The organism is Tatumella sp. JGM91 (genome assembly GCF_018257575.1).
GTDB lineage: Bacteria > Pseudomonadota > Gammaproteobacteria > Enterobacterales > Enterobacteriaceae > Tatumella > Tatumella punctata.
Genome location: NZ_JAERJP010000008.1, coordinates 131,883 through 139,881 on the forward strand (window position 1 = coordinate 131,883; position 7,999 = coordinate 139,881).

General features: G+C 48.3%; 6 protein-coding genes and 1 rRNA gene. 2 read left to right on the plus strand and 5 right to left on the minus strand.

Translation table 11 applies throughout. The features are described from left to right. Positions 1–6: 6 nt before the first annotated feature. Positions 7–1,638 carry a hypothetical protein gene (locus tag JK198_RS07590; RefSeq protein WP_212707574.1) on the minus strand — a complete coding sequence of 544 codons (1,632 nt, stop codon included), beginning with the start codon at positions 1,636–1,638 and terminating at the stop codon, positions 7–9. 21 nt (positions 1,639–1,659) lie between these two features. Next, positions 1,660–3,201, minus strand: a complete 1,542-nt coding sequence (locus JK198_RS07595; protein WP_212707573.1) for an OmpA family protein — start codon at positions 3,199–3,201, stop codon at positions 1,660–1,662. A 654-nt stretch (positions 3,202–3,855) separates the two neighbouring features. Here JK198_RS07595 and JK198_RS07600 point away from each other — a divergent pair. Then, positions 3,856–5,001, plus strand: coding sequence for a glycerate kinase (locus tag JK198_RS07600; RefSeq protein ID WP_212710939.1), 1,146 nt, complete (start codon positions 3,856–3,858; stop codon positions 4,999–5,001). 59 nt (positions 5,002–5,060) lie between these two features. Here JK198_RS07600 and JK198_RS07605 read toward each other — a convergent pair whose 3' ends face one another. Then, on the minus strand, positions 5,061–5,612 hold the full coding sequence (locus JK198_RS07605; RefSeq protein WP_212707572.1) for a flavodoxin family protein: 552 nt from the start codon (positions 5,610–5,612) through the stop codon (positions 5,061–5,063). Positions 5,613–6,172: 560 nt separating this feature from the next. Beyond that, the gene (locus tag JK198_RS07610; RefSeq protein ID WP_212707571.1) at positions 6,173–7,075 is read right to left on the minus strand and encodes a polysaccharide deacetylase; all 903 of its coding nucleotides are present in this window, start codon (positions 7,073–7,075) and stop codon (positions 6,173–6,175) included. 174 nt (positions 7,076–7,249) lie between these two features. On the opposite strand from JK198_RS07610, the gene JK198_RS07615 reads away from it, so the two are divergent. Continuing rightward, positions 7,250–7,414: a hypothetical protein gene (locus tag JK198_RS07615; protein WP_212707570.1), complete on the plus strand. Its 165-nt coding sequence runs from the start codon at positions 7,250–7,252 to the stop codon at positions 7,412–7,414. Between the two features lie 338 nt (positions 7,415–7,752). Here JK198_RS07615 and rrf read toward each other — a convergent pair. Further along, a 5S ribosomal RNA gene (gene rrf, locus JK198_RS07620) occupies positions 7,753–7,868 on the minus strand. Between the last annotated feature and the right edge of the window lie 131 nt (positions 7,869–7,999).

Sequence of the window (7,999 nt, forward strand, 5' to 3'; positions counted from 1 at the left end):
CGTGTTTTATGCCACAGCAAACAAGCCACGCTTTTTCGCAAAGCATTGCGCTTTCCAGATAAAAGTGATCTGTTGTTCTGTCAGTCCTGAGAACGACGGATAAATATTTGCCAGGAAAATCAATTCACCTGCTTCGACTTCAGTGATATCCGGATATTCCAGTGGTTTAATGTCCGCATCAGAGACCGGGGCAGCAGCCTGACTCTGTGTATCTTCAGCCGGTATATCACGAATTACCGTGGCGGCTGGCTGTATTGTGTGACCAGCCCCGGCGCTATTATGACGGGTAATATCGCTATCCAGCTTCTGGTTGCGCTTATAGTCTTCCAGCTCTTTGCGACGACTGTTTTCACGTTCCTGCTCCAGCCCCGCCTGTTTTTGCCGGACATAGCTTTCAAAATCACGGTTCAGGGATTGCTTCAGTAATTCACGTTCTTCGGCACTGGTGGTCGTTTTGTGCATCAGTTTGCGCCGCAGCATACTCAGTTTATGATCGGCATGCATACTGATTGCCCGTTTCCGTCGCTCCATCCAGGAGCGCATTGCCTGTGCATTTGGAAAACGATGAGTGCTGTGCCAGGCCTCTGAAGAATGTACGCCGGCGAAACCATAATTGCGTCCGAGGAAGAAAGCAAAAAACTGCACACCGATATAAATGACAGAAAGGATAATAAACGTCACCAGCGAGGCATCATGCTTTGACTGCTGCATGTCGTTTTCGGCCTGCAGTCTGGCCTGCTGATCATTCTGTGCCGCCTGGGCAGGAAGTACACTACCCCATGGGCTGCTGACATCATTGCTGCTCTGCATGCTGGTGACTGATTGTTTTGATTCCACCATCTGCAAGGTGTAATAACGCACCCCGAAAGCCGCGATCGCAATAATCAGAATCCAGGCATAAAATCCCCAGACGGGACGGCGGTGTTCTGCACAGTCATGATCGATAGAGATCCTTGCTGCGATTTGGTTATAGCGTGGTTCATCATTATCACGGTAAGTATGGACAATCTGAATTTCACTGACTTCATTCAGATTCTTTTTTGAATCACTCTGACTGAACCAGCGATTTGCCTTTCTTAACAAAGAGTTATAATGCTGGGCGGCACCGGCGTGGTGGGCAATAAAGCCGGAAATCAGCGACAGGATCAACGCCAGTGACCAGACAACAATCTGCAGATTATTCGCTGAAATCCGTGGCGCCATAAAAGGACCAAGAACATAGGCGAACCCGATAGCTTCCATCACCAGCAGCACGACTATCAGGGGGGTTACCCATACCGGTGCTTTTTTACGACCAGATTCCAGTACTTTAGCCAGATAGTCTTTGCACTGATTGTAATAGGTAATGTCCTGATCCGCAGCCACATACTCATTGTAGTAGAGATCAGCAATATTCATTTCAGCATCCAGCCATTTTGACTGATGTACCAGCGATGAACGGCTGGAATACTGGCGAGAGGCTTTAGCTACCGTTCCCACCAGCGGCATGACATGCCAGACCCTCATACAAAAATAACGGACATCATCCCATTTTTTATACGCAATTCCTGCCGCCAGTAGCAGAAGAATAATGCAGAGAGTGAGCAGGCGGTGCTCAATAATCTGAGCACCAAGCCCGCCAAGTGAAAAGTCATTCATAGTTATTGAGTCTCATCATAATTAATGCGTCGGGATATAATCGGCCACATAGGTCGTGGTCGCTTTCGGATAGAAGAGCTGCCCTTTTGTCGCTTTCGCGCCACGGGTACTAAAAACAATATCCATACAAGTTACGGCACTGCCGGTCTGGCGCGGGTAAACACGATAAATAATGTCGTCTTTCCCCTGATAGGTCTGCGCAATGGCAGGAATAACCGCCGACGGTTCTTTCCGGGTTCCGGTAAAATGCGTCACTATCGATATGGTCGGATTCTGACCGGGCTGGGCACCATCACGCAAAATAGCGACCGGGGAAATAACCACCAGATTGTTATTCACTACATTCGCCCAGGACAAGCCACCGTAACCAGGTAAATAGTCATAGCTATGATGGGTAGTGAAGTCTTTGCCGGTTGCCAGGCTCTTCACCTGACCACTGATCCTGAGACTATCAGTTGCACAACTCATAATGGCAGTATCTGCGGCACGGGCCGTCGGAAACCAGGAAGAAGACTCACTGGCATCCACTTCGGTAACCACACTGGTCACAGAAGCCGCCGGCTGCCCATTAAAATCAATCTGTTCTGATGCAGGAATGTGCCGGGTCGTCTCTGCCGTAGTGGTGGCGACAGACGTCTTGTTTTTGTTACCCGTGCGGGTTTGTTTTTTATTCTCCGTGATCTGAGAATGACGTTCCGGAACTGCTTTATCCGCAGCGGATGGCACCAGGGTCGTTGCCCGGGATAGGTTTTTTTTCTCATCACCGGCGGACGATGCCCTGACAACCGATACAGTACTGCTATAGTCCAGATAGCGGCTGTTACCCTGCTCCTGCTCTACCCGCATCGCCAGTGCTTTTTCATCACTTAATTCACTTATTTCTACCCGGCGATTTTTAGCCCGTCCCTCAGGGGTCTGGTTACTGCCAATCGGACGCGAAGCTCCTGCCCCCTGATAGTAAATATGGCTGGCAGGTATCCCGGCACCGCGTAACAGGCTACCGACTGATTTTGCCCGTTGCTCAGAAAGCTGCTTATTCACTTCCGGATTACCCGTGGAGTCCGTATGTCCGACTACCAGATAGTAACGGGGAGTACTCTGAGCCTCTGCATACACCCTGGCCAGGCTCTCTATCTGCCGGTGACCTGTGGTAGTTAATTGTGCTGAGCCGGTATCAAACATCCCCTGGTCACTGACCTGGGCCACGATGCCGCCCGCCTGTTTATCTGTGGCAGAGGGACGGGTTAACGCAGATTCGGTCGTCATCCGGATATTGGCTTTTCTGGCTGCTTCCAGCAGAGCTTTCGAACGGGTCTGCCAGATGTTTCCCGCATAGCAGCCTCCTCCGGTACCTAATGCCGCACCAATCGCGGTACCGGCAGCTGCATTACCCAGTTTTCTTCCCACCAGGTTACCGACGATAGCACCCCCGATAGCACCGACGCCGCAGAGGATCTCTGTTCCATAATGAGCACCGGTTTCATTGAGCTGGTCTTGTGTATTTGCACAGCTGCTGAGCAGACTGGCCGATAAAACAACAACTGTTATTTCCGTAATTTTCATTCAGGGGGGCCTCTGAATACCCGCAGCAGAGTATTCTGTCTGTATTGATATTTTACTGTCCGCAGACACGCAGAAACCGTCATTCCAGACAGTAATAGTAAAAAATGTTAATCAATATAATCAGCCGGTGAGCATAACACTTTGCTATAGACTGACTCAAACTGAAATTTGTTTTAACAAATACCTGAGAAAAATAAGTTTATTTAAGGATGTTCATGTCCTGATATTACAGAATGGCTGTTATAACTAAAAAATATCCATTTTAAATCAATGTGATAAAATTATTCTGTGGGATTTGTGGTGGAACTGATAAGGCGAAGACAACAGAAAATTAAATATAATTTCTACTGATTAATAAGTACGTTTATTGATATGTCTGATGAACAGCTCAGAGACCGCTGGCTGAAACAGACGACTGTGTAAGCATCCTCACCTGTAACCATACTGGCAGTCTGTATCCCCGCCATCGCCGGGTAAGGTTATAATCCGTGGCCGGATAGCTGTTGTTAAACATTTCAATAAATACAATTGCAGAAGCCCTCCCGCCCCGCTAAAAAGTATAAATACCCCCACGGCTCTCTGACTATTATTCCACGGGTGCTGCTGTCAGCCATAGAATTGCAGAGCCGCCCGGAGGCATAAAAAGGTGAAAAAATGAAACCCATGACGTTTGTTTTAGCCCCGGACTCATTCAAAGAAAGTATGACCGCGAAGGAAGTCTGTATTGCCATGGAGCGCGGTTTACGGAGGGTATTTCCTGAGGCCCGCTATATCCATGTGCCGATGGCTGACGGTGGTGAAGGGACCACCCGGTCACTGGTTGATGCGACCTGCGGAGCCTTACACTCTGTAACAGTAACCGGCCCTTCGGGTTCTCCTGCAGAAGCTATTTTTGGGATCAGTGGCGATGGTACTGTGGGTATTATTGAAATGTCTTCTGCAAGCGGTATCCAGCATACCGCTCCTGATAATCGTAATCCCTTACTGGCGACCAGCTATGGCACCGGTCAGCTGGTCACAGCCTGTCTGAATAAAGGTGTCAGACAGATAATTTTAGGCCTCGGCGGCAGTGCCACCAATGATGGCGGAGCAGGTATGGCCGAAGCTTTAGGTGTACGTTTTTATGGTCCGCATCACCGGCAGCTGAGCCGTGGCGGAGGTGCGCTGGGAGACCTGCAACGAATTGATATATCCGGCCTCGATCCACGCCTGAACGGTGTAAAGTTTCTTGTCGCCTGCGATGTAACAAGCCCTCTGTGTGGTGACCAGGGAGCCTCGGTCGTATTTGGTCCGCAGAAAGGGGCTACGCCACCCATGGTCCGCCAGCTCGACGACAATCTGGCCCATTATGCACAGATTATCTGTCAGCAACTTGGCAAAAATGTGGCTGATCAGCCCGGAGCAGGTGCCGCGGGAGGACTCGGTGCTGGATTGCTGGCATTTACCGACTGCGAATTAAAAAACGGTGTTGAAATTATACTGTCGTATACCCGGCTGAAGCAGCACCTGACCGGTGCAGATTATTGTTTCACAGGTGAAGGACGGATGGATGCACAGACCATGTTTGGTAAAACTCCGCTGGGTGTTGCACGGCTGGCAAAAGCTGCCGGGGTCCCTGTGATCGCGATTGCCGGCAGTATGGGTTCAGGTACTGAGCCTCTCTACCGGCAGGGTATTGATGCTATTTTTGGGATCATCCCTCAGGCTGACAGTATCGACAACCTGCTGCGCAGCGGTACGGTTAATATCCAGCGAACCTGTGAAAACGTCGGAAGATTACTCAGATTACACCTGAGCTGATCCGGCATCGGAATGGCTGATACAGGGGGCAGAAAAGCCCCCTGCGAACAATGGCGGAACTATTTTAAACGTGCGGTAATTGAAGCAACCCGTGCGCCGTACTGACGTGCTGTTTCAATATCACCGGCAGGGATGAGTTCAGCCCCGGCATCGGAAGGTGACTGAATAAGCGGCCCTGCGGATCCTCCGAGGTTATTAATATCTTCACGGGTTGCGGTCGTGGTGTTGGCCGGTAGTATCCCCAGGCTGACCCAGATCCCGCCATGTTGTGCTGCCAGAGTCTGGAAGAAAATCAGGGTATTCTGCTTATCACCATTCAGACTGGCACTGTTGGTAAATCCGCCAAAAACCTTATCCTGCCATTGACGAGTAAACCAGGCTTTAGAACTGGCATCCGCAAATTTTTTAAACTGCCATGGCGCACTCCCCATATAAGTCGGTGCACCAAAAATAATACCGTCGGCGGCATTCAGTTTTTCCCAGTCCTGTTCGGTAATTTCACCCTGATTATCTATTGCAATAAGTTCTGCTCCGGCACCTTCAGCAACACTTTCGGCAACGCGTTTAGTGTGTCCGTACCCGGAAAAATAAATCACATAAATATCTGACATATTAACCTCTCTGTTAGACTAGCCATTGGTAAAACACGGTGATACACAGCATACGTGAATAGCTATCATCGCCGTTTTTTGATAAATATTCATCTACTGTTCTATGACAAAATATCATAAGGACAGCATACTTATCCCTGAAGAGAGGTACCGGGATTTACAGGCTGCGAATCCCGGATCGATCTCAAAGCGGGTCTGTTTAATGTCGCCGGAGACTGTCTGGTCTGAAATGGCTATAACAGACAACAGGGATTATATTTCTTTCGTTATGATTCCCGGGATTTTATTATTACCCGGATAACTATTTAATGTATTACTTAATATCAATCAGATTTACGGTTATATATCGGTATTTATAACAGCTGTCATAATTAAACCTTCAGAAAAACATATTTACAGTGAATATAATAAACCAATAACTTTCAGTATGTTATTAACTATCCGATACAGAATTACTCTCCGGAGAAAATTCTATAGTCTGATGACAGGCCCCTGTTTCTCTGCTTTATAGCCGGAAGAGGTATTTTATTTCCGGCTAATAATGATGTAAGTTCTATTGTTTATTCAGGAAATGAAGATCTGTAATAACGGGCAATTTCTCCGGGAGTAGTTAGCCAGAATTCATTCTGCTGTAATATAAGTTCAGCAAGGGTTTTCTTTAACTGATAAAAACGGAACGGTTGCCCGACAATATATGGGTGCAACGCAATCCCCATCACCTGCGGAGAAAACTTACTGCGTTCCAGAAGTTCTGCAAATTGATCTTTAATCATCTGGCAGAAAATATCTATAGATGTGCCATTCGGAATAATTGTTGGTATATCATTAATTTCCTGAGGGTACGGTATCGACAGCAACTCACCGTGCCGGGTGTTGATCGGTACCGGTCTGTCATCATGTGCCCAGTTAAGGCTGTAGTCAAAACCGTGCTGTTTCAGCAGGTCAGGGGTATTATGACTTTCTGAGATCCATGGAGATAACCAGCCAGAGACTTTCTGATTCTGATATTGAGTCAGTTGCTGCTGACAATAGCTGATCAGATAAGACTCCTCTTCTTCATCCAAATCCCCTTGTCGCTGAGAATTCGTATACCCGTGGCCTATCAGTTCACTGCCGGGTAAATCAGTCCAGCGTTGCAGTAATTCAGGATAATGTTCCAGTATTGAGCTATTCGCGATAACAGCAGGAGGGATCGATAGTTTTTCAAATAACCCGGCCAGATGCCAGCCGCCGACCCGATTTCCATAGTCACGCCAGCTATAATTCAGGATATCGAGAGAGTTAGCCACCTGCGATATTTTAGCGCCTTCTGAACAGCCAAATGAAAAATGCTCCAGATTCATCGCTACATAGATCGCCAGGCCATGACCTCCGGGCCAGCTGAATGAAGCGCTATTTTTATCCGTCGAAGGATAACGGTGATGCTCATTTAATGTCAGTATCAGGTCAGCGTTCTGTGTCATAGTTAATTGAATTACCCGGATGAATGAATAGGCCGATAATAAGTTCTCACTATGCCAGTCTGACCGGCCTTCCGGCAACTGTGTTTATGGCAGAAAGGGATAACTGACGGCAAGACAGGACAATCTTACTCAGGTCGTTTATTATGAGCGAAAGTAAGTTTAGGAGAAGCTGGCATGCGTATCTTTAGCCTGGTATTAGTCACTTTATTGCTGTCAGCCTGTGCAGCGAAAAAAGAACCTCCGCAGGAAACCGTTGTGATCCATAACGGGGATTGCAGTGCCGGAAAAAAAACCATTAACTGCCAATGGACAGATGTCCCGGCGAGTAATATGCACTGAGTCATCGAAGTAAGGCCATCCGTCAGGATGGCCTTTTTGTCTTATTGGATGCCTGGCCGTTGCCGGAGGCAACGTTCAGAAGCAGGCTTCTGTCCTTCTCCCGCACGGGGAGACCCCGCACTGCCATCGGTGCTGTGCTATTGCCCCGGCAGCAGACGAAAAAATATCAAAACTTCCGGATACAGCCGCGCCGGCAGCCTTTTCAGTCACCGGTGTGCTCATAAAGAAGCCATAATGCGGACATAAACAACAGAGATGCCGTTATTCTGTACAGAAGGATTTTAAAAAACCAGTGCAAAAAGGCCATCCGTCAGGATGGCCTTTTTGTCTTATTGGATGCCTGGCAGTTCCCTACTCTCGCATGGGGAGACCCCACACTACCATCGGCGCTACGGCGTTTCACTTCTGAGTTCGGCATGGGGTCAGGTGGGACCACCGCGCTCTAGCCGCCAGGCAAATTCTTTGTGCGGAAACGAATCTTTTACCTTCATACTGTGTTGGCTTCACTCGCGCTGTTCAGTCACATACCAATGTATGCTCCTTCTCATCACTTGCTTGCCGCCTTGTCTGAAGGAAAAATCTTTC